Origin of the sequence: Phaeodactylibacter sp., from assembly GCF_022763345.1 — a bacterium.
GTDB lineage: Bacteria > Bacteroidota > Bacteroidia > Chitinophagales > Saprospiraceae > Phaeodactylibacter.
This window is the reverse complement of record NZ_JALEGS010000021.1, coordinates 74,331-92,684: the sequence shown is the minus strand read 5'-3', so window position 1 is coordinate 92,684 and position 18,354 is coordinate 74,331. Positions and strand designations below refer to the sequence as shown.

15 protein-coding genes are annotated in these 18,354 nt (G+C 53.9%); 8 read left to right on the top strand and 7 right to left on the bottom strand.

The genetic code is table 11. The features are described from left to right. Positions 1-41 precede the first annotated feature (41 nt). A complete protein-coding gene (locus MRY86_RS05855; protein WP_293569631.1) occupies positions 42-2,555 on the bottom strand; it encodes a PIG-L family deacetylase in 2,514 nt (837 codons plus the stop codon). Between the two features lie 42 nt (positions 2,556-2,597). Then, positions 2,598-4,034: a glycosyl hydrolase family 18 protein gene (locus MRY86_RS05850; protein WP_293569629.1), complete on the bottom strand. Its 1,437-nt coding sequence runs from the start codon at positions 4,032-4,034 to the stop codon at positions 2,598-2,600. A 148-nt stretch (positions 4,035-4,182) separates the two neighbouring features. On the opposite strand from MRY86_RS05850, the gene MRY86_RS05845 reads away from it, so the two are divergent. The 8 genes from MRY86_RS05845 to MRY86_RS05810 all read left to right on the top strand — a co-directional run bounded on the left by MRY86_RS05845 (position 4,183) and on the right by MRY86_RS05810 (position 13,079). After that, positions 4,183-4,569, top strand: a complete 387-nt coding sequence (locus tag MRY86_RS05845) for a hypothetical protein (RefSeq protein ID WP_293569627.1) — start codon at positions 4,183-4,185, stop codon at positions 4,567-4,569. 21 nt (positions 4,570-4,590) lie between these two features. Continuing rightward, positions 4,591-5,955, top strand: coding sequence for an NAD-dependent succinate-semialdehyde dehydrogenase (locus MRY86_RS05840; protein ID WP_293571058.1), 1,365 nt, complete (start codon positions 4,591-4,593; stop codon positions 5,953-5,955). A 43-nt stretch (positions 5,956-5,998) separates the two neighbouring features. Beyond that, positions 5,999-6,307: a GNAT family N-acetyltransferase gene (locus tag MRY86_RS05835; protein ID WP_293569623.1), complete on the top strand. Its 309-nt coding sequence runs from the start codon at positions 5,999-6,001 to the stop codon at positions 6,305-6,307. 115 nt (positions 6,308-6,422) lie between these two features. Further along, the gene (locus MRY86_RS05830; RefSeq protein WP_293571056.1) at positions 6,423-6,923 is read left to right on the top strand and encodes a helix-turn-helix transcriptional regulator; all 501 of its coding nucleotides are present in this window, start codon (positions 6,423-6,425) and stop codon (positions 6,921-6,923) included. A 67-nt stretch (positions 6,924-6,990) separates the two neighbouring features. Beyond that, on the top strand, positions 6,991-8,247 hold the full coding sequence (lysA, locus tag MRY86_RS05825; protein ID WP_293569619.1) for a diaminopimelate decarboxylase: 1,257 nt from the start codon (positions 6,991-6,993) through the stop codon (positions 8,245-8,247). 10 nt (positions 8,248-8,257) lie between these two features. Continuing rightward, positions 8,258-9,145 carry a T9SS type A sorting domain-containing protein gene (locus tag MRY86_RS05820; protein ID WP_293569617.1) on the top strand — a complete coding sequence of 296 codons (888 nt, stop codon included), beginning with the start codon at positions 8,258-8,260 and terminating at the stop codon, positions 9,143-9,145. A 6-nt stretch (positions 9,146-9,151) separates the two neighbouring features. Next, on the top strand, positions 9,152-11,869 hold the full coding sequence (locus MRY86_RS05815) for a valine--tRNA ligase (RefSeq protein ID WP_293569615.1): 2,718 nt from the start codon (positions 9,152-9,154) through the stop codon (positions 11,867-11,869). Positions 11,870-11,978: 109 nt separating this feature from the next. Further along, complete coding sequence (locus MRY86_RS05810) at positions 11,979-13,079, top strand: site-2 protease family protein (protein ID WP_293569613.1); 1,101 nt, start codon at positions 11,979-11,981, stop codon at positions 13,077-13,079. A gap of 528 nt (positions 13,080-13,607) precedes the next feature. Here MRY86_RS05810 and MRY86_RS05805 read toward each other — a convergent pair. The 5 genes from MRY86_RS05805 to MRY86_RS05785 all read right to left on the bottom strand — a co-directional run bounded on the left by MRY86_RS05805 (position 13,608) and on the right by MRY86_RS05785 (position 18,324). After that, positions 13,608-14,060 (bottom strand): hypothetical protein, encoded by a 453-nt coding sequence (locus MRY86_RS05805; RefSeq protein WP_293569611.1) that lies wholly within the window; start codon positions 14,058-14,060, stop codon positions 13,608-13,610. Positions 14,061-14,262: 202 nt separating this feature from the next. Continuing rightward, entirely contained in the window at positions 14,263-15,138 is an 876-nt protein-coding gene (rlmF, locus tag MRY86_RS05800) for a 23S rRNA (adenine(1618)-N(6))-methyltransferase RlmF (RefSeq protein ID WP_293569609.1), read from the bottom strand. A 52-nt stretch (positions 15,139-15,190) separates the two neighbouring features. Further along, entirely contained in the window at positions 15,191-17,251 is a 2,061-nt protein-coding gene (locus MRY86_RS05795) for an alpha-ketoacid dehydrogenase subunit alpha/beta (RefSeq protein WP_293569607.1), read from the bottom strand. A gap of 42 nt (positions 17,252-17,293) precedes the next feature. Further along, positions 17,294-17,545, bottom strand: coding sequence for a hypothetical protein (locus tag MRY86_RS05790; RefSeq protein ID WP_293569605.1), 252 nt, complete (start codon positions 17,543-17,545; stop codon positions 17,294-17,296). A 2-nt stretch (positions 17,546-17,547) separates the two neighbouring features. Next, complete coding sequence (locus tag MRY86_RS05785) at positions 17,548-18,324, bottom strand: enoyl-CoA hydratase/isomerase family protein (RefSeq protein WP_293569603.1); 777 nt, start codon at positions 18,322-18,324, stop codon at positions 17,548-17,550. Positions 18,325-18,354: the final 30 nt, after the last annotated feature.

Genomic DNA, 18,354 nt, shown 5'->3' with positions numbered 1-18,354 from the left:
GGGCCTTCTGTATTTTGAATGTTGTTATTTCCTGATCCCCCCTATCTGTTCTCCTTCCCAATAGAAATCAGGTTGGCAAACAAGCGGTAGGCACCGGGCACCCCTGCCGGCAACTCGCGAAACCAGCTATAACCGGAATAAATGTAGTACCCTTCACCGTAGGGTGCCACCAACAGGCCGCCATTCTTAGGGTCTTCGCCGGGGTCGTTGCTAGACAAGACCGCCGTGAACTCATCGCCCCACTCATTAGGGAAGTACAGCCCTCTTTCCTGTACCCATCCTTCAAAATCAGAAGCCGTGATTTTATTCGGCCAGTTGAGCACCGGATGGTCAGGCGCAAGCATACGCACCTCTGCTTCCTCCACAGTCACCCGGTCCCGGCTGATTTTTAACTGGTAAGGCGCAATGTCTTCCATATCCACCTTGAGGTTCCAGGTGGTGTTGTACTGATTGATGAGGGTGCCGCCCTGTTTTACATAGTCCAGCAGTACCGGCTGATGAAAAGCCATCCGCTCATTGGTGTTATACACCCGAATGCCCAATATTACAGCATCATACTGCTGCAATTGCTCCAGGGTAATATCTTCATCCGATAGCAGGGTCACCTCATATCCAATCTGCTCCAGGCTGTTTGGGATCTCATCACCGGCTCCCATGAGGTAGCCAATCTGCTTACCGGCTGTGGCTATATCTACTTTCACCACTTTGGCACTGTTTTCCAGCATGACAGTTTGCGTGGGAATATGATCGTAGGCAATGATATTCAAGCCTTTAGTATAAGCGTTACCATTCTCCAGGGTAGCTACCGCCTGAATACGCCCTTCGCTTTGCTCAGCGGGAGGATAAAGCATGAAGGTAACGACCTGCTCTCCGGATTTGACCGCAATTTCAAATGCCGCTTTTGCAGGCTCAGCCCGCCAGCCTTCTGGTAAGGACAGCGACAACTGCCCTTTCACTTCATCCTTGCCTGCCCGGACGCGGACTGCCACTTCCTGAGGCTTTTCATCCGCAAACACATATACCTTCTCCGCAATATTGGCGAACACCGGTGGCGTCACTTCAAAGGGGCGGTAGGTCTCCCCCTGTGAGGGCTTCGTTTCCTTGTACACCACATCCCGGATGACGGTCATGGGTACACCTTCGATCTCAAGATGGAAAGCCACTTGCAAAGCCCGGGGCGTTTCCGGCAACCCGCGCAGCTGCTGATCTTCCACTTTGTACATGCCCAGGGAGCCTTCTTCATTGAGCCAGTATGGATTAGTGTAGCTCATATCGTTAGGCAGTTCCAGCTTTTTGTAAAACTCATACTGCTGATTGTTCTCCAGTTCCAGTGCCAGCGTCGTATCTGTCATCACCGGCTCGTAAGTCACCGATTTGAGCCGCGCATTAACCGGCGAACGATTGATGGCCTCCATCGTCAGCTCAATCATTTCGCCCGGGGTGGCGGAGTAATCCTCGGCAGTAGCTTCCACGTACATCCCCATACAGGCCAGAATGAGCTCGTCCAGCTCTTTGGACTTGACCCGCTTCCAGTACCCCTCTTCTACCCCGTCCATTGCTTTGCGGGCATCCAGAAGGTAGGGCACCACTTTGTAAGGCTGCTCGAAAGTAAAGTTTTCCAGGGCCTGTTCCAGTATCGCGCCAACGGCCTCTCCTCCTTTCACCCGGCTCCAGGTCGTGTTAATGCCCTGAAACAGGTTTTCTTTTTGTTCAGGCATATCGCCCTTGAGCAATTTCAGGTATTCCTGTTGGGTGCCTCGCTGCAGCGTCGCACCAAAGCCCTGACATTTGTGCATGCTCCGCGCCTCAGCGGCAATCTCATTATTCGACTTACCGCGCATTGGATAGTAAACGCCGATATCCACGCTCATCAGGTTGGTTTTATCCGCTTTCGCGAAAGCTTCCTGGCTGCCGTAGAACCACCAGGAAGTATTGAAAAACAAGCGGCGGGGCTGCCAGGGGTCCAGGTAGTCCAGTTGTTCCGGGTATGCTTCAGGATCGCCTGCCAAATCAAAGGCTTCAAAGGATAAAATCGCCGAAGAAGTGTGGTGCCCGTGTGTACGCCCGGCTGACTCGTGATCAAAGCGATTGATGATCACATCCGGCTGCCACTTGCGGATAGCCCAAACCACATCGCCCAGGACTTCCTCCCGTTGCCAGATTTCCAGCGTTTCATCGGGGTGCTTGGAATAGCCAAAGTCGTTCGCCCGGGTAAACATCTGCTTGCCCCCGTCAATACGGCGAGCCCCCAGGAGTTCCTGTGTACGAATGACGCCAAGCAGTTCCCGGATTTCCGGGCCGATCAGGTTTTGCCCGCCATCGCCCCTTGTCAGAGAAAGGTAAGCCATTTCGGCATTGTATTCATTGGCGAGATAGGCAATCAGGCGCTGATTCTCATCGTCCGGGTGAGCGGCTACGTACAGGGCAGAACCCAGGAAGTTCAGCTTCTCAATACCCTGGTAAATCTCGGTGGCTGTCCAGCGCTCGGGCGCTTGCCCGCGCATCAATAAGGGCAGCATCAAGACCAGTAGCATGCACATCTTACACTTCATCATCTTTCAGGTCAGTTAGTTATGGTTCAATTTGGATGTTTCTGCTTAGTGTTGGGGCCAGTTTTGCAGTACCCCTCCTTTAGATTGCACACCGTTCAACGGCTTATCCGTAGGAATCCGCTTGATCAGCCGGCGGGACAGCTGCCGCCCCCCTACCATAGCGGAGAAAGTATAATAACCGTGCGGGAAGCTGGAAGTTTCCCAAGTCAGAGTAGAATTTGGCTGTACATCAGACTCAAACAGCACTTGGCCTCTGTCATTGGTCAGGACCAGATGGATGGGCCCCATTTCATGATTCACGATGGTTATGGTATCCGTAAAAGGGTTGGGCAAGACCTCCAGGTCCAAACGATAAGGATCTGCTCTTTCCGCGGCGAGCGGTACCTCTCCGAAATCGGCATCCACTGTATCAGCCGGCAACATAGGCCCTATAAAACGGGCGGTGGCTTTGCGTTGCTGATTAATGCGCAAATCAGTGATTTTATCTTTTTTCACCTCCGTTTTGGCAAGGGCAGGCGGCGGCTCAGGCAAAGCCGAGGTGTCTCCCCGCACTACGCGGCTGACGGCCTCCAGCAGGGAGTATTCGTTGAAGGCATCCCGGCCGAGCTCCCAAAGCATGACTCCACCAGCGTGCTGTAGGGCCAGTTCCGTTTTTGCCGTGATCGTGATCAGGCCGTTAAAATACAATTGCCCGACCTGATCGAGGTGGGCAAATGCCGGGTTGCGGTCTACAATTACGCCATAATTTACAGACCGGATGCGGTCCCGGTTGGTAAAGTCCCAACCATAAAAAGGCAGGCCTAGTACCAGTTTGCCGGAAGGCACTCCTTGCTTTTTCCAGTACTGCAGGCAGGACTCGGCAAAAGTATAAGGCGAGTGTGGCCCGGAAAGGTTGGGGTCCCAGGGGCCAGTCAGGTCATAAGCCATGATATTGATGAAGTCAAAAATGCGGAGCGCTGCATCTGTAATGTGCTTGTAACGCTTTTTACCCGGCAATGCCGCTGTGATGAGCTTGCCCTCAGCGTGCAAAGCCCGCCCCAGCGCCAGAACGAAAGGGCTGTAATGGTGATCTACATGCTTCCACTCCAGGTCCACATCTACCCCGTCCAACTGATGCCGGCGGACGTAGCGCATGATCTCTTCTACGAAATACTGCCGGTTCCAAGGCTGCATGTAGGTCTTCCAGGCCGCCGCCCAGTCCGGGTCAAGTGCGCCACCTGCTACTGAGATCAGCACTTTGACATTCGCTGCCCTGGCTTTTTTGACGATCGGGCTGATGTCAACACCTCCCGTTTGCAGCCGGCCCTTCTCATCCGGGTTGGCAAAGGCGATACATAGGTGGGTCAGCTTTTCAAACTGTATTTCATCCAGCATGTAGCTCCGCCCGTACTGCAAATAACCGACTACCTTCTGCTCCTGCCCGCAAAGGCTGGGCAAAACAGCGCACAAGAAAACAAAGGAGAACATCAGCCGGTAGTGCATGTTTCTAAGACAGGTTGCTTGGTTTGAGCCGAAATATAGGGATTTTATAAAGATATAAACTCAAATTCAAACGAATTAAAGGTCATCCGCCTAGTCCACGGGATTCACTATATTGGAAGGGTTCATTCACAGCTTTAGATTTTAGCAAATGCAGAAAACCTATACAACAGTCCTACTACTCAGCTTGCTCCTGCTGCAATGCCGCCCCATCGACAATACCGTCCCGCCGGATAGCGATGATGTCTATGAAGTGCGGGACAGCATCCGGGAAGTTATGTTGCTACGGCTAGGCGAAGCAATGCAGGAGATCAACCGGCGCACGGAAAAAATGCGGCGCAAAGCTTACAGCGTCCCTAAGCAGGAAGCCAACAGACTGCGCGCCCAGGCAAAGGCTTTAGAGCAGCAATACCAACGACTCAGCGAACGCACCCAGCACCTGAAGCAGGACAGTGTCCTTGGGCAGTGGTACCATGAATTGGACGAGCTTGAAGTACAGCTACTGGACATCAGCCAAACACTCGGAATCTCACTTTAAAAAAAATGACTCCACAATAATATGCAAACTGCGATCGACCCGACGACGGGCAAAAATGTTAAATCCTATAAGCTTATCAGCAACAAGAAGCTGAATAAAACCATCTTTGGCGCGCAGGCCGCCTTTCAGGAATGGAGCCGCACCGACTTGGAGGAAAGGGCCCGCTTGCTCCGGGAGGCCGCCCGTATTTTAGGGGAGGAACAAGATGCCCTGGCGATGCTCATCACCCGCGAAATGGGCAAACTCCTCAAAGACGCTAAGGCCGAGGTGGAGAAATGCGCCTGGGTATGCCTTTACTACGCCCAAAACGCCGAGCGCTTCCTGAGGGATGAATACATTGCCACAGAAGCCTCAAAAAGCTATATCTCCTACCGTCCCCTGGGCGTTATTCTGGCGGTGATGCCCTGGAATTTTCCCTTTTGGCAGGTTTTTCGCTTTGCGGCGCCCAACCTCATGGCGGGGAACACCATTCTGCTCAAGCATGCCCCGAATGTGCCCGGCTGTGCCCTGGCCATTGCCGACATCATGGAGAAAGCCGGCTTCCCCAAGGGCGTTTTTTCCAGTTTGATTATTGACGAAAAGCGCATCAAGAAGATCATCAAAAACCGCGTTGTTAGAGGGGTGACCCTCACAGGCAGCGTCGGCGCGGGGCGGGCCGTAGCGGGTATGGCAGGCAAAGCCCTAAAAAAGACCGTACTGGAATTGGGAGGCAGCGACCCCTACCTCATTCTTGATGATGCAGACGTCATCAAAGCGGCACAAGTCTGCACCAAAGGGCGGTTGCTCAACAACGGGCAAAGCTGTATCGGTGCCAAGCGCTTCATCGTGATGCGGCAGGTGTACAATCAGTTCCTGGAAGCCTTCAAAGCACAGATGGAGGAAGCCGTCATGGGCGACCCTCTGGAAGCCGAAACCGCCCTCGGGCCTTTGGCGCGGCAGGACCTTCGCGACCAGCTTCACGCGCAAGTGAAAAAAAGCCTTAAAGGCGGTGCCAAACGACTAATCGGCGGTAAAAAGCCGAAGGGCAAAGGCTTTTTCTACCCCCCCACCATCCTTACCGATGTTAAAAAGGGCACTCCGGCTTATCATGAAGAATTCTTTGGCCCGGTCGCTTCTGTCATTCAGGCCTGGGACGAAGAAGAAGCTATCCTGATCGCCAATGATACCAGCTTTGGGCTGGGCAGCGCCGTATTCACTCAGAATATCGAACGGGGCGAACACATAGCGCGCGAACATCTGCAGGCAGGGGCCTGTTTTGTAAATGAGATGGTTAAGTCAGACCCGCGATTGCCCTTTGGTGGCATTAAAGACAGCGGCTACGGCAGAGAGCTGTCCCACTACGGTCTTAGGGAATTTACCAATCCCAAAACCGTCTACATCGAGTAATTAGAGCTGATAGGCTCAGGAACCAAAACACATCAAGTTTATTATGGAAATTACGAAACAAGCGTTAGACATTCATCAGGATACTTCACGCGAACAGTTCCGCTTCGATATGAAGGGGGACGAAGATGTGTACATGCAGTACCACATCCACACAGATCCTAACCCGAATGTACTGGAAATTAAAAAAACCTATGTCCCGGAAGTACTCAGCGGCGTAGACATCGAAGAAAAAATGGCCATGGAAGCCGTTCGCTTCGCTGAGAAAATGGGCTATAAAATTAAAACCACCTGTTCCTTTATGTCAGGCTGGATGAACCGCCACCCTGAATTTGCAGGGATGCGGACCAAATAAAGCCACTCCCTATTAATCGAATCACCTGACAAACCCGGGCGCCTGAATAAGGTAAGCCCGGTTTTTTTGTGCCCGCCTTTGATTTTCTGAGCGCTAAATCAAAAGATTTCCTAAATTGCGAAATTGTTTTAAACCCCTCATGGCTTGCGTGGATGAGGGCTTTACCTATTTATTTGACGTAGCATTGGCAAAGACTCCATTTTCGCGAAATCTCAAATCGCTAAGAAGAGCTCGCGGGCTTAGCCAGCAAAAGCTGGCACAGGAAGTAGGGTTGAAGCGAAGCAATATTGCTTCTTATGAAACGGGGACCGTAGAACCTAATGCGGCCAATTTCCTCAGGATTGCCTATTTCTTCGATGCAGACCCCGCGCTTCTGCTCGAATTAGAGCTTTCCGATCATCCTGTTCTCACCACCGACAACCATCAGCGACAAGAGGACATCCTCGAAATGCTTAGTCGTTTCTCCTCCAAAACCAATGATGCCGACAAAGTGGCGCAGGGCTTCCGAGAGTACCTGCTCCTGCATCCAAAACAGGAAAAAACCGGCAACCTCAAGGCTGTCCTGGATATCCTTGAGCGCATTGTGGCTATCAATAAACGTTTTATGGGGCATTAGCCTGCCGATAAGCCCCATTTTTCCTGATCCATTCTTTATCTTTGCAGGCTAAAATGAACTCAAGACCATGGTTTTAGACAACGACCGTTACGTCCTTAGCGGAGGCGTGGATCCGCTGCAGCTCATCGAGGAGTATGGCTGCCCGCTTTATGTGTATGACAGTGCCATTATTCAGCGGCAGTACAAACGCATGGAAAATGCCATGAAAGTCAAACGCCTGCAGCTCAACTACGCCTGCAAAGCGTTGTCGAATATCAATATCCTGAAACTCTTCCGGAAGATGGGATCCGGACTGGACACAGTATCTGTGCAGGAAGTATCCATGGGCATACGGGCGGGCTTTGACCCACAGGACATCATCTTCACGCCCAACTGCGTCAGCCTCGAAGAAATTGAAGAAGCAGTGGAATACGGCGTAAAAATCAATATCGACAATACTTCCATTCTGGAACAGTTTGGACAGGCCTTCCCGGATACCCCCGTTTGTATCCGCATTAATCCCCACATCATGGCTGGGGCCAATGCCAAAACCTCAGTGGGGCATATCGACTCCAAGTTTGGCATCTCCTTCCACCAAATGCCGCTTGTGCACCGCATTGTGGAGGCGACCGGACTGAAGGTGGAAGGCGTCCACATGCACACCGGTTCAGACATCCTAGACCCGGAAGTCTTCCTGAGCGGGGCAGAAATCCTGCTGAACATCGCTAAGGAATTTCCCGACCTCGACTACATCGACTTTGGCAGTGGCTTCAAAGTGGCCTATAAGCCGGGGGATGTGGAAACGGATATTGAGGAGTTGGGTAGCCGCATATCGGAGCGTTTCAATAAGTTTTGCGAAGAATATGGCAAGGACCTCAAGCTGATGTTTGAGCCTGGCAAATTCATGGTAAGCGAGGCCGGCTACTTCTTTGCGCAGGTAAATGTCATCAAGCAAACCACCTCCACCGTCTTTGCGGGCGTGGACTCCGGGCTGAACCACTTTATCCGGCCGATGTTCTACAACGCATACCACAAAATCACCAATATCTCCCGCCCCAAAGGCAAAGCCCGCTTCTACACCGTAGTCGGATACATCTGTGAAACGGATACTTTTGGTATAAATCGGCAAATGACGGAACTTCAGGAGGGCGATTTCATTTGTATGCATAATGCAGGTGCTTATTGTTTCTCAATGGCTTCCAACTACAATTCCCGCTACCGGCCCGCAGAGGTGCTCGTCCACGAAGGGCAGGCCTACCTGATCCGCAAGCGGGAAAACATGGAAGACCTGCTCCGCACGCAAGTGGAAGCTCCGATTTTTGATGAGGCGCCTGCGGTAAAATAAAACCGCATTTATGCTACAACGCATTGCTTTTATCCTATGGCTTGCCCTGCTGTCGACCCGCCCGGCAACAGGGCAGTCTTTTCCGGTACAGGACGCTGTCTGGCAGGGCTTTCAGAGCAATATTGCCGGGCTTGACACCTTTCGGCAAGTCGCCTGTGGGGATACGCTGATCGGTGGGCGCCACTACACGCCTATGCTCAGTATCAGCCCGGATAGTGGTGACACCACCTATCTCGCTGCAGTTCGGTCAACCGGCGTGCGCAGCTTCTTTGTCCGCCCCGGAGAGACGCAGGAATACCTCTTGTACGATTTCAGCCTGCAAGCTGGCGATGAAATCATGCTGGAGTTTGTTGAGTTTTCCGGTAGCACCATGCTCAAAGTAGCTAGCGTTGTTACCGTAGGTTCAGGAACAAATATCCGCACCGTGATCAACTTTGTGCCCACCAACGGGCTGCAGGAAACCTGGATTGCCGGCGTGGGCAGCCTGGCCGGACCCCTCTACCGGGGATTGCTCAACCCGAGCGAATACTCAGAACTACAGTGCTTCCGCCTGGCTGACACCCTTGCTTATTCGTCCGTAGACGATGCACAGTGCACCTTTAGCTTTGACTGCCCGGTTATAGTCAGTACCACCATGGTAGAACAGCCGGGTCTGGTTAAGGTCTTCCCTACCCTGCCCTCCGATGGACGGGTTTGGGTGGCCAATACCGGCAATCAGGTACTGTCCGCCACGCTTGTTTCTGCCCTCGGCCAGCCTATCCGGTCCTGGGCCGGGCTGAGCCCCGGCAGGCACGAACTGCAACTCCCCGATTTATCTTCGGGATTGTACGTCCTGCAACTGAAGGAACCGAATAAAAATATATATTTGCAGCATTTCAAACTGATCATTCCCAGATAGTAAAATATGGAGCTTTCCACCCGCTATAACCCACAGGATACCGAAGCCAAATGGTACGACCACTGGCTGTCCAAAGACTACTTCCACTCCGAGCCCGACGAGCGCGAGCCTTACAGTATCGTGATCCCGCCGCCCAACGTAACCGGCGTACTCCACATGGGGCACATGCTCAACAATACCATTCAGGACATCCTCATCCGCAAGGCCCGACTGGAGGGCAAAAATGCCTGCTGGGTACCGGGCATGGACCACGCCTCTATTGCCACGGAGGCCAAAGTGGTGAAAATGCTGCGCGAGCGGGGCATCAAAAAGTCCGACCTCAGCCGCGACGAGTTCATGAAGTACGCCTTTGAATGGAAAGACAAATACGGCGGTATCATCCTCGATCAGCTCAAAAAGCTGGGCGCTTCCTGCGACTGGGAGCGTACCCGCTTCACGATGGAGGACAAGCTTTCCGAAGCCGTCCTCAAGGTATTCGTAGACCTCTACAACAAAGGCAAAGTCTACCGCGGGCTGCGCATGACCAACTGGGACCCGGAAGCGCAGACCGTACTGTCCAACGAGGAGGTAATTTATAAGGACGAAAACTCCAAACTATACTACCTCCGCTATAAGATCGAGGGTACGGAAGGCGAGTACATAACGATTGCAACCGTACGCCCCGAGACTATCCTGGGCGATACCGCAATTGCCGTCAACCCGGACGATGAGCGCTTCACTCACCTCAAGGGCAAAAAAGCTATTGTCCCGTTGATCGGCCGCGCCATCCCGATTATTGAAGACCGCTATGTGGACATGGAGTTTGGTACGGGTGCCCTTAAAATCACCCCTGCCCACGACATGAACGATAATGAAATCGGCGAGCGGCACGGGCTGGAAGTCATCGACGTACTGAACGCCGATGGCACCATGAGCGAAGCGGCACAGCTTTACGTAGGCGAAGACCGCTTTAAAGCCCGCAAGCTGATCGTTAAAGACCTCAAAGCCGGCGGGCACCTGGTGAAGGACGAAGACTACCGCAATAAAGTTGGCCGTTCCGAGCGGACCGACGCCATCGTAGAGCCCCGCCTGACGCTGCAGTGGTTCCTGGAAATGAAGGACTTTGCCCAAACGGCGCTAAAGGCAGTGGAAACGGACGAAGTGAGCTTCTTCCCGGAGCACTTCTACAATATGTTCAACAGCTGGCTGAAGGAAGACAACATCCGCGACTGGTGCATCTCCCGTCAGCTGTGGTGGGGGCAGCGCATCCCGGCCTGGTACTACGAGGATAAAATCTTCGTGGCCGAAACAGCTGCCGAAGCCTTGGACAAAGCCCGGACAGAACTGGGCAAACCGGACCTGCAACTGGACGACCTGCATCAGGACGAAGACGTGCTGGACACCTGGTTCTCCTCCCAGCTCTGGCCGATTTCCGTATTTGATGGCTTCGAGACCAGCGAGGAGCTGAATTATTACTACCCGACCAATGTACTGGTGACGGGCTGGGACATCATTTTCTTCTGGGTGGCCCGTATGATCATGATGGGGTATGAATATGCTCCAGGGCTGCTGGATGAAAAGACCAAAACAACGAAAGGTGTTCAACCTTTCAACGACGTCTACTTCACCGGTATGGTCCGCGACAAAGACCGCCGCAAGATGAGCAAGTCGCTCGGCAACTCACCGGATGCCCTGCAACTCATTGAAAACTACGGTGCGGATGGCGTGCGCTTCGCCATGCTTTCCAGTGCAGCAGCCGGCAACGATATTGTATTTGATGCCCCTTTCGATCCGGAAACCAAGGAGGTTCTGAACGAAAGCAAGCTCTGCGAGCAGGGCCGCAACTTCTGCAATAAAATGTGGAATGCCCTCCGCCTCATGAAGGGCTGGGAGGTCAAACCCGGCGAAGGCGATGCCATCAACCGCCTGGCCGTACAGTGGATGGAGCAGCGGCTGAACGAGACCATCGAAAAGCTGGGGCAACAATATGAGCAGTACCGCCTTTCAGACGCCCTCATGATGCTGTACAAGCTCATATGGGACGACTTCTGCAGCTGGTACCTGGAGATGATCAAGCCCGACTACGGTGCCCCGATCGATGCAGAGACTCTTGAGGCTTCCCTCAGCATTTACGAGCGGCTGATGACCCTGCTGCACCCGTTCATGCCCTTCATCACCGAAGAAATCTGGCACAACCTGCGAGAGCGGGCAGATGGGGATGACTGTGTGATGAGCACGTACCCAACCGCTAAGGCCTACGATCAGGCGCTGATCGACCGCATTGAGCAGGCCAAGAACATCGTAGCCAGTGTACGGGAAACCCGCAACAGCAAGGGTGTGAAGATGAAGGATGAGCTCGCCCTTTTCGTTCAGGACGAAGCCAACAGCCGCGCGTTGTTCGAACTTACCGGGCTGCGCGAGATGATCATTAAGATGGCGAACCTGTCCGGGCTGGACTTCACCAGCGAAGAAGTGCCCAACAGTGTATCCTTCCTGTCCGGCAAGACCCAGTTTTTCCTGGAGCTGAATCAGGAAATCGACCTGGAAGCGGAGTGTAAAAAGCTCAAAGAAGACCTGGAATACCAAAAAGGGTTCGTAGCCAGCGTGGAGAAAAAGCTGAGCAACGAGCGCTTCGTCAATAATGCTCCCGCACCGGTAGTGGAACGCGAGCGCATGAAACTGGCTGACGGCCAGGCCAAGGTCAAAAACCTGGAAGAGCAACTGGCCAGCATGGGCTGCCAGTAAGGCATATTAAAGCATATTAAGCAGGGCTGTTTCCGGTAACAGGAAGCAGCCTTTTCTTTTTTGCCGAACAAAATCGAGGCATCAGACGGTTTAATTAATAAAACCTACCATGAGCTGGTCCCTTAAGATTGCCCGCCTCTTCGGCATCAATGTCTACATCCACTGGACATTCCTGATTCTGCTGGGTTGGATTTTCCTCTCGAGCCTGGGCTCCGGGCAAAACATGCAGGAAGCCCTGCTGGGCGTGGCCTTTATCCTCACCCTCTTCGCCTGCGTGGTGCTGCACGAATACGGGCACGCCCTGACCGCCCGGCGCTTTGGCGTCCCCACCCGCCGCATTACCCTTTTGCCAATTGGCGGGGTGGCAAGTTTGGAGAAAATGCCGGAGAAGCCCCGCGAGGAACTGCTCGTAGCCATTGCCGGGCCCGCTGTAAATGTCGTGATTGCCCTTCTGCTCTTTATCGTGATGCAGGTAGCAGGCATCACCTTCCCTACCGAGCAACTGGAAGACCCAAGCCAGATCAGCCTGGGCAATGCCTTTATCCCCAACTTGCTCGCAGTCAACATCATCCTGGTGCTCTTCAACCTCATCCCGGCCTTCCCCATGGATGGCGGGCGGGTACTGCGGGCACTGCTGTCGATGAAGTTCGACCGGGCCAAAGCCACCGCCATAGCCGCTCAGATCGGGCAATTTCTGGCCATTGGTTTCGTCTTCCTGGGCTTTATGTACGACTTCTGGCTGATCTTTATCGGGCTGTTCATCTTTCTGGGCGCCAGCGGAGAATCGCGTTACGAAACCACCCGCCACCTCCTCACTGACCTCAAGGTCTCAGACGTACTCATGCACCAATTCACCGAAATGGATGCCTGGTCGCCCATCAGCGAAGCCATCGACACCCTGCTGGACGGACAGGAAAAGGACTTCATCGTCACTGAACAGGGCGACCTTATCGGCACCATCTCCCGGGACGACATCCTGCGCGGCCTCCAGGAAATGGGCCCGGCAGAACGCATCAAACGCATCGTCAACACCGATTGGGTCAGGCTCTCGCCGGACATGGAGCTCAATGAAGCTTACGACCTGATGAACCAGCGCAACCTGAGCATCTGCCCGGTCTACAACCCCGAAGGCGAGCTCCTCGGCGTGCTGAATACCGAGAATATCCTTGAGGCGATTATGATTGAGCGGGCCCGTGGTGGACAGGGGTAGTTAGCCACTGCCTCCATCTGCAACAGTAATCAGCAATAGGGGATAGCTGAATTTCCACTCGGAAAAACTCAGCTATAGTGGCTGCTTCCTTTTCAAAACCTTCCGACTGTCGGAAGGAGCTGTTTTTTCTCAGGAATAATGGACGCTCAAGAATAGTGAACAAACTAAAAAATCAAGGAAAAACCAACTGGACACCACAATAGCCTTTTCGAGCAAACTTATTTAAATATCCCCCCCCACAAGACCTCATCGGCGACATATACGGTCACTCTGACCGCCTGAAAGTCCTACTCCGCAAGCTTGGCTATGAGCGCAAAAACGGTGCTTACCGCCACCCCACCCAGCAAAGTCATGTTTGTTAGGAACTACATCGACTGCGAGCCCGACAGCCCGAAGATAGTGAATAGCCTCCGGAACTTACCGGCTTGAGTGCTCTACCCTAACTTACCGGTTTGACGGGGAGCCAGAGCTGAATGAGGGGAAATTGGCTTGGGTGTAGAGGCAGTGGTGCATGGCCCCCTCATATGCTTACAACCGCCGAAACTTAAAAGTATACAAACCATGACGGGTACGGGCCTGGACGTGCAGCTTATTTCTCGTAATCAGGTTCACGCAGGTGAAGTAGGCAAAAGACTCCTGGCCGTAAGGGTCAAAGAAGTACATATCCAGGAAGAACTCGATGTCTGTATCATCACCTTCCCATTGGCGGTCGAAGAAGAGCTCCCATTCCCCGGCGTAGACGATGCCTTCGCTGTAGTCATCGTAAATTGCGGTGTAGTCTTCGTAGAATTCGATGATGTCTCCGTTGAACTGATCGATGACGTTGTCGCGGAAAATTTGCCCATGGCCCCGGTAGAAAGCTTTATCAAATTCCCATACGCCAATGAGGCGGTCTTCTTTGCGTTCCAGACGGGCATAATCTGAGCAGGAAAAGGCGGTGGTGATGATGGTCAGGGCAACTATAAACTGAAGGATTCTCATGGTGGTCGGGTTTGGTTTAATCTTTCCCATAAGATACATCCTTCAACAACTGCCCCCTAGTACCCGGAAGGGGTTTAATCCCAGCTTAACGGGTATTAAAAACCTGTTAATAACTCTGGAAGTGCTATGGATTTGTTAAAATCAGGGTGAGGACGGAGAACTGGATAAAAGCCAGGCTTCTGCAAACAGCACAATGCCCCTACTACTGAAAGCGCCACGCAAGCACCCGCGCACGCTTCTGCCCGGCAGCCAGTGGAATGACCTTCACCGCTTTAGCCGCCGCTTTTTCCAGGGCGTGCTTCAAAGGTTCTAAATTATCCTTTTGGGACACCAGAGTGGTAAACCAGCCGATCTGCTGCCCGTAGGCCCGGCTCTCCCTGATGAGTTGCAGGAGAAACGAACGCTCCCCCCCTTCCGTCCAAAGCTCCGCGGGCTGCCCAGCCACAGTGCGGCCTACCTTTCCGAGCTTGAGATTCTTCCGTTTGCGGGCGTTAGCCTCGGCTGCCTCTGCTTCAGAGGCGTAAAAAGGTGGATTGCAAACGGTGGCATGGAAGAAGTCCTGCTCACGGATGATGCCTTCCAAAATGAAACGGCGATCTTTCTGCTGCCGCAGCCTGATGCCGTTTTGCAGTACCGGATTGATATCGATCAGGGCTTTAGCGGTTTTCAGCGCGAGCGGGTCCACCTCTGTACCCACCATAGACCAATCATAGATGCGCTGCCCCAGGATGGCATAAATCAGATTAGCGCCTGTGCCAATGTCCAGGATCCGGATATTTTTGCCCGTAAGCAGGGGCCCTCCGGCTGCCAGAAGGTCCGCCAAATGATGGAGATAGTCGGCCCGGCCCGGCACCGGCGGGCAAAGGTAACCTTCGGGGATGTCCCAGTGCTGCAGGCCATAGTGCCCGATGAGCAGGGCGGTATTCAACGCTTTTACGGCTTCCGGGTCTGAAAAGGAGATCGTAGGCTCGCCTGCGGGGTTCCTGACCACATGCGCCCGCAGGGGCGGATAGGCTTTCGTAAGCCTGTCAAAATCATAACCCTCGCGGTGGAGGTTGCGGGGATGGAACGTGCTCATCTGGGTTGTTTTATGAGGCCGTGGCAACTGCGAGGCCGCCACCTGACTTGAACTAATACGCCAGCACCTCCCCTATAGCCTCCTGCACCTGTTCCATGGAAAGCACCATAGCCCGTTCCAGCACCTCATTCAGCGGGATAGCCGGCATATTCTCAGAACCGATCGTGCGTACCGGTGCATCCAAGTGCTCAAAACAATACTCCTGAATACGTGCAGCCAGGCTTTGCGCGAAGGTGTTATGGACCGGCTCTTCTGTGACCACCAATACTTTGTTGTGACGGCGGGCAGCATCGTACATCGCCTCCTCATCCACCGGGCTGAGGGTGCGCAGGTCAATGACCTCCACCTGCCCCGGATAAGCTTTTGCAGCATTCAGCGCCCAGTGCACGCCCATGCCGTAGGTGATCACCGCCAGGGAATCGCCTGCCGCTATCTGCTCCGGATTGGCCTGCAAAGCCACCCGGGCTTTCCCGAAAGGAATGACATAATCTTCATCGGGCATGATGGTTTTGGCAGCTTCAGTGCCTTTCATTTTTGACCAGTACAGCCCTTTGTGCTCGAAAATGACGACCGGGTTCGGGTCGTAGTAGGCGGACTTCAGCAGTCCTTTGAGGTCGGCTCCGGTGCTCGGATAGGCGATTTTTACGCCCCGGATGTTCGTCACCACCGATTCCACACTGGAAGAGTGGTATGGGCCACCGCTGCCGTATGCTCCAATCGGCACCCGGATGATACTGCTGACCGGCCATTTGCCATTGGAGAGGTAGTACGACCGGCTGACTTCCGTGAACAGCTGATTGAGCCCCGGCCAGATGTAGTCGGCAAACTGCACCTCCACAATAGGTTTGAGCCCCGTCGCGGACATCCCCACGGTACTACCGATGATGAAAGCTTCCTGAATGGGCGTATTGAACACCCGGTCGTCGCCAAATTTCTGCGCCAGGGTGGCAGCCTCGCGGAATACGCCGCCGAGCCGGCCGCCCACGTCCTGACCATACAGGAGGCATTCCTTGTGTTGGCGCATCAGTTCCTCCACCGCAAAGAGGGCGCTGTCTACCATAACAGTTGGTGTACCGCCGGCAGGTTCCCGCTCGCCCCGCTCTTCGGTAATGGGCGTGGGCGCAAAATCGTGGGTGTATAAGTCTTCCGGTTTGGGGTCTTCGGCTGCCCGGGCACGCTCGAAGTGCTCAGCAACCAACGCCCGTGCCTCCGCTTCTATCTTTTCCACCGCCGCTTCGGTAGCAATATCTTCATTGAGCAATTTATCGCGCAGTACCGGGTACGGGTCGCGCTCAGCCGCTTCATCCAGGTCATCCCGGTACCATTCCTTGCGGACGCCGGAGGTGTGGTGGTTGAGCAGGGGCACCGTAGCGTGTATCAAAAACGGGCGGCGCTCCTTACGCACTTTACGGATCACCTTGCGCAGGGTGTCGTAACAAGCTGCAAAATCGCTACCATCAATGCTTTCCACTTCAATCCCCTTGAAGCCGGCAGCATACTCGGCGGCATTTTGCGCCCGGGTCTCCGCCGCGTTAGCAGAGATGTCCCAGCCGTTGTCCTGTACCAGATAAATAATGGGAAATTGCTTAAGTGCGGCCATTTGCAGGGCTTCCGCCACTTCTCCTTCCGTTACAGAAGCATCGCCCAGGGAACAAACCACAACGGGGTTTTTCCCACCAAAATCCTCTGCCAGCCCCTGCTGCTCTTTGTACTGAATGCCCATAGCCACGCCTGTAGTGGGAATAGCCTGCATGCCGGTCGCGGAGGACTGATGCGGGATTTTCGGCTTATCCTCGTCCTTCAGACTGGGATGGGAATAGTACGTCCGTCCACCGGAAAACGGGTCGTCCCGCTTCGCCATCAGTTGCAGCATCAGGTCGTAGGGTTGCAGGCCAATGCCGAGCAGCAGCGCATCATCCCGGTAGTAGGGCGCCACATAGTCCTGCGGCAGCAGCTGCATGCCGGTAGCCAGCTGAATGGCTTCGTGCCCCCGGGAGGTGGCGTGCACGTACTTGGAAACGAATTTGAAGTTTTCCTCATAAATCTCTGTCATAGCTTTGGCGGTTGCCATCAGGCGAAAGCCTTCGAGCAGAGATTTTTTTGCGATTTTCATAGCGGTTTTATTCATGGTTCGGTCAGGATGATTTTTTTGACATCATGCAGGTGGTTCAGGTAACCGGTCCAGGTTTTTTATATAGCGGGCGGTATTGAATTCCGCTCCGCTTGCCATGACTTCCCGGACTTCTGCAGCCACACACTGCGCGATCATCAGGCGGGCTGTTTCATCGTTGTAGCCGGCAGCCCTGAGGCGGTCGAAAGTCACCCGGGCATGTGCCGGGTCATTGTCTTTCAACTGCGTATCGACGATCTGCAGAAATTGGTCTTTTAGAATTTGCCGGGGGTCCATGCTTAGGCTTTTTGTTTGAAGGCATTGATCGCATTCACGGTGAAATCAGAAAGGACCAGCTCCCCGCTTCGTTCGGCGCGGGCTTCGAGCAGCGTATCCCAGTCCTGGGCTTCTTCCCAGAAGACCGCTTTGAGCTGCCGCATGGCTTCGGGGCTGTAATCCGACAGTCGTTCAGCCAGATGGCTCACATAGGCGTCGAGTTGCTCCACGGTTTCAAAGACATCTGCGAACAAACCTTTGTCCTTCGCCCACTGTGCCGTGCGCCATTCCGATGCATTGATGGCTAACTGCGTCATGGCAGATTTGCCCACTTTACGCTCCACGGCCGGGCCCACTACAAACGGTCCAATGCCTATCGCCAGTTCGCTTAGCTTGACCGATGCCCATTGGCTGGCGATGCAGTAGTCGGTCGCTGCACAGAGCCCCACGCCACCACCAACGGCTTTGCCCTGTATGCGCCCGATGATAAACTTAGGGCATTTGCGCATGGCGTTGATGACATTGGCAAACCCCATAAAGAAGCGCTTGCCGGTGTCCAAATCCTTGATGGCGATCAGCTCATCGAAGCTTGCCCCGCCACAGAAGGCACGGTCGCCTCCACTTTGCAGGATGATTACTTTGACGGCAGGGTCTGCTCCCGCAGCGGTGATCGTGTCCGCCAGTTGAGCCAGCAAACGGCCGGGCAGAGAGTTGCTTGCAGGGTGCTCGAAAGTCAGGCGGGCAATGCCTTTATCGTCGACTTCCATGCTTACGGAGCCTAATTTGGTTTTATCTGTCATGGTTTGGTTAATGCTTTTGGTAAACAGACT

What these genes read in the sequence shown, in the direction of transcription:
- MRY86_RS05855 (WP_293569631.1), bottom strand. Translation starts at nt 2,555, where the DNA reads ATGATGAAGTGTAAGATGTGCATGCTACTGGTCTTGATGCTGCCCTTA.
- MRY86_RS05850 (WP_293569629.1), bottom strand. Translation starts at nt 4,034, where the DNA reads ATGCACTACCGGCTGATGTTCTCCTTTGTTTTCTTGTGCGCTGTTTTG.
- MRY86_RS05845 (WP_293569627.1), top strand. Translation starts at nt 4,183, where the DNA reads ATGCAGAAAACCTATACAACAGTCCTACTACTCAGCTTGCTCCTGCTG.
- MRY86_RS05840 (WP_293571058.1), top strand. Translation starts at nt 4,591, where the DNA reads ATGCAAACTGCGATCGACCCGACGACGGGCAAAAATGTTAAATCCTAT.
- MRY86_RS05835 (WP_293569623.1), top strand. Translation starts at nt 5,999, where the DNA reads ATGGAAATTACGAAACAAGCGTTAGACATTCATCAGGATACTTCACGC.
- lysA (WP_293569619.1), top strand. Translation starts at nt 6,991, where the DNA reads ATGGTTTTAGACAACGACCGTTACGTCCTTAGCGGAGGCGTGGATCCG.
- MRY86_RS05820 (WP_293569617.1), top strand. Translation starts at nt 8,258, where the DNA reads ATGCTACAACGCATTGCTTTTATCCTATGGCTTGCCCTGCTGTCGACC.
- MRY86_RS05815 (WP_293569615.1), top strand. Translation starts at nt 9,152, where the DNA reads ATGGAGCTTTCCACCCGCTATAACCCACAGGATACCGAAGCCAAATGG.
- MRY86_RS05810 (WP_293569613.1), top strand. Translation starts at nt 11,979, where the DNA reads ATGAGCTGGTCCCTTAAGATTGCCCGCCTCTTCGGCATCAATGTCTAC.
- MRY86_RS05805 (WP_293569611.1), bottom strand. Translation starts at nt 14,060, where the DNA reads ATGAGAATCCTTCAGTTTATAGTTGCCCTGACCATCATCACCACCGCC.
- rlmF (WP_293569609.1), bottom strand. Translation starts at nt 15,138, where the DNA reads ATGAGCACGTTCCATCCCCGCAACCTCCACCGCGAGGGTTATGATTTT.
- MRY86_RS05795 (WP_293569607.1), bottom strand. Translation starts at nt 17,251, where the DNA reads ATGAAAATCGCAAAAAAATCTCTGCTCGAAGGCTTTCGCCTGATGGCA.
- MRY86_RS05790 (WP_293569605.1), bottom strand. Translation starts at nt 17,545, where the DNA reads ATGGACCCCCGGCAAATTCTAAAAGACCAATTTCTGCAGATCGTCGAT.
- MRY86_RS05785 (WP_293569603.1), bottom strand. Translation starts at nt 18,324, where the DNA reads ATGACAGATAAAACCAAATTAGGCTCCGTAAGCATGGAAGTCGACGAT.